Here is a 2,370-nt window from a genome sequence, read left to right on the forward strand (position 1 = left end):
TAATAAAACTCCAATACCAAGAGTTTTCAATCCGTTTTTCCGCCATTTTTTTATACACACTAAAACAAGTCCGACAACCGTCACTGGGAATGATAACAAGCATACGATCACCGCAATTGTATCAAGCGTATCGAGCATTATTTTCCCCTCCGCTATAAATAAAAAACTAAGCCGCAGAATTTAAAGTGAGTCGACAAATAAAGTAAAGATGTGCTTATGATTTTTAGAAAAAAGTGATATTACTGCGTGACATTATTACAGCGATATGAATAATCGAATCAGGTGCCTAAGAAACACCTTAAAAACAACTAGCGGATTGGTTGCCGAAATAACTCATTTTCCGCAATTTAAAAGCTTTGACTCATTGTATGCTACACGCATATAATAATATTGTCGGGTGTGTTTTGCCATATAATACCCTTTCGGGGAAAGCATAGCGACGGGCTAGTTGCCGTGTTTCTTAGCGCCCGGCACTCTTTTAGAGTGTCATTAAGAAACCTCTAACAACTAGGAGTTCATTATGAACACACTTATAGAAATTAAAGAACAGGTCATTGATCAAGAGACTGTTCAAACTGTTAATGCACGTGACTTGCATACGTTTTTAGAGATAAAATCCCGCTTTAATGATTGGATTAAAAATCGCATTAAAGAATGTAAATTTCAGGAAAATATAAACTTTATAACGCTTACTAAAAATTTAGTAAGCGTTGGAAAAGTAAAAGAATACCACATAACACTAGACATGGGAAAACACCTTGCCATAAGAGCCGGCTTGTAAATGCTTTTCTTCATCCGTTAAATAATGTGCGTGAGTAAACAATCGCGCCATTCCAAGCGAAGGCAAGGATGGCGGATTGTCGGTCATTACAAGCAAGACTTAAGGCTTGCATTCAGATGCATTTTTATACCTTTTACAAAACGGGCTGTTTAAGCGCTTTTCGACACTTCTCTTCGGGATGACAGCACCAGGCTGACAAATGGGCAAGTTTTCGGCTTTATAGTTTTGACACCAAGTTCCTCCCCATTTATCTTTATAGTGGAATCCTGCTTGAACCATACAGGCATCAATTGTTGCCCATCCATTATTGTTTACCTCTTTATTTTCTGAACCAGGATCGATAAGACTCGGCATTCCACATTCTAATAAGGCTTTTCCTACCTCAGTAGAATCTGCTCCTGGCTTCTCCCACATATTCACGTACCCTGGAGCAGGTTTGTCAATGTTTTCAATGTCACATCCAGCTATACTTAATAAAACTATCCCACTCAATAATTTAAACAGTGTATTCATTTTTTTCTCCATAAATAACCTAAACCTAAATTATCTAAAATTGCATAAGGTGCATAAATTTTTGTATTATCATTATGATGTGCTCCATAATCACGTTTACATGCTGCCGACGCATTACCATAACACCTATGGGTGCTAGATTTAAAGCCGCCTAGAGCTTTCCCTTGCTCTATCATTGGAGTTGCTGGTGGAAATATTGCATAAGGGAACCTCAAGGGTGCCTTATAAAAAGTAGGTAGATTGTGACCAATTCCTGTACCAATGGGATCGAATATATGGTTTTGTAAATAAATATGATCTTTTTTACCATCACTCACATAATATAGTGCATTCGCTATTGATTGAGAGTTATCAGCTGGTCCAAAAAGATAGATATCTGTTTTTTCTGCTATACCGTGAATGCCACGCTGTTCAAAGTCACGCATTCCATTGCCCACTGTCAAACTACCACGGCTATGCGCACTAACAATCGCCCCTGTATTGCCATAACGATAGATAAAATCTTGTAACTTCTTGGTCGAATTACTCCATCTCCCAAAATACTCATAAATCGCTACTCCGATCTCTACGAGCCTGTCTTTAGCTTGTGGGTGGTATGTAAAATAAAGGGGCTCATGCTCATTATCAGCTAACTGAACCGCATTACGCGCTGCCTCATCGGGTGTGTTAAAAATACCATTATAGAACATACGCCTGTTGCCATCAGAGCCAGCTTGTAAATACTGCTCATCTTCAGCATTTAAAAAGTGATACAGAGTAATATATTCTCCATCGCTGTCTTTTATAGGTTCTCCATTTTCATCGGTTAAATAGAGTACTTTGCCATTTTCATCATGCGCAATCTCACCTACTGGATGCTCTTTAACATTTGCGACTTCGCGCACTTTGTCCCAGTATCCCAATCCTTCATCCGATAAATCATTGATCATATCTACGCGATTATGCACTGCTCCCTCAAGCGGTGCGACATCTAGCTGTCCTACAGCTTGGTGGGCTGCTGCGGTGTTGCGGTTGAGAGAGCCAATGATTTGTCCAGCATCTTGCCCCATCGCCCTCTGTCCAGTTGTATCAGTAAG

General features: G+C 39.5%; 1 protein-coding gene and 2 pseudogenes. 1 reads left to right on the forward strand and 2 read right to left on the reverse strand.

Going from position 1 to position 2,370, the window contains the following annotated elements:
* Nucleotides 1-520: 520 nt before the first annotated feature.
* A pseudogene (locus tag ACFIKE_RS09590) lies at nt 521-766 on the forward strand (antA/AntB antirepressor family protein); the annotation flags it as partial.
* A 114-nt stretch (nt 767-880) separates the two neighbouring features.
* Here the strand turns inward: ACFIKE_RS09590 and ACFIKE_RS09595 are convergent.
* On the reverse strand, nt 881-1,294 hold the full coding sequence (locus tag ACFIKE_RS09595) for a hypothetical protein (protein WP_375649602.1): 414 nt from the start codon (nt 1,292-1,294) through the stop codon (nt 881-883).
* Nucleotides 1,291-2,370, reverse strand: a pseudogene (locus ACFIKE_RS09600) (filamentous hemagglutinin); the annotation flags it as partial. The pseudogene ACFIKE_RS09600 and the gene ACFIKE_RS09595, both read right to left, overlap by 4 nt.

The sequence above is a fragment of the Bartonella sp. MU70NMGDW genome, assembly GCF_042194085.1.
Classification (GTDB): Bacteria; Pseudomonadota; Alphaproteobacteria; order Rhizobiales; family Rhizobiaceae; genus Bartonella; species Bartonella grahamii.

What these genes read in the sequence shown, in the direction of transcription:
- ACFIKE_RS09595 (WP_375649602.1), bottom strand. Translation starts at nt 1,294, where the DNA reads ATGAATACACTGTTTAAATTATTGAGTGGGATAGTTTTATTAAGTATA.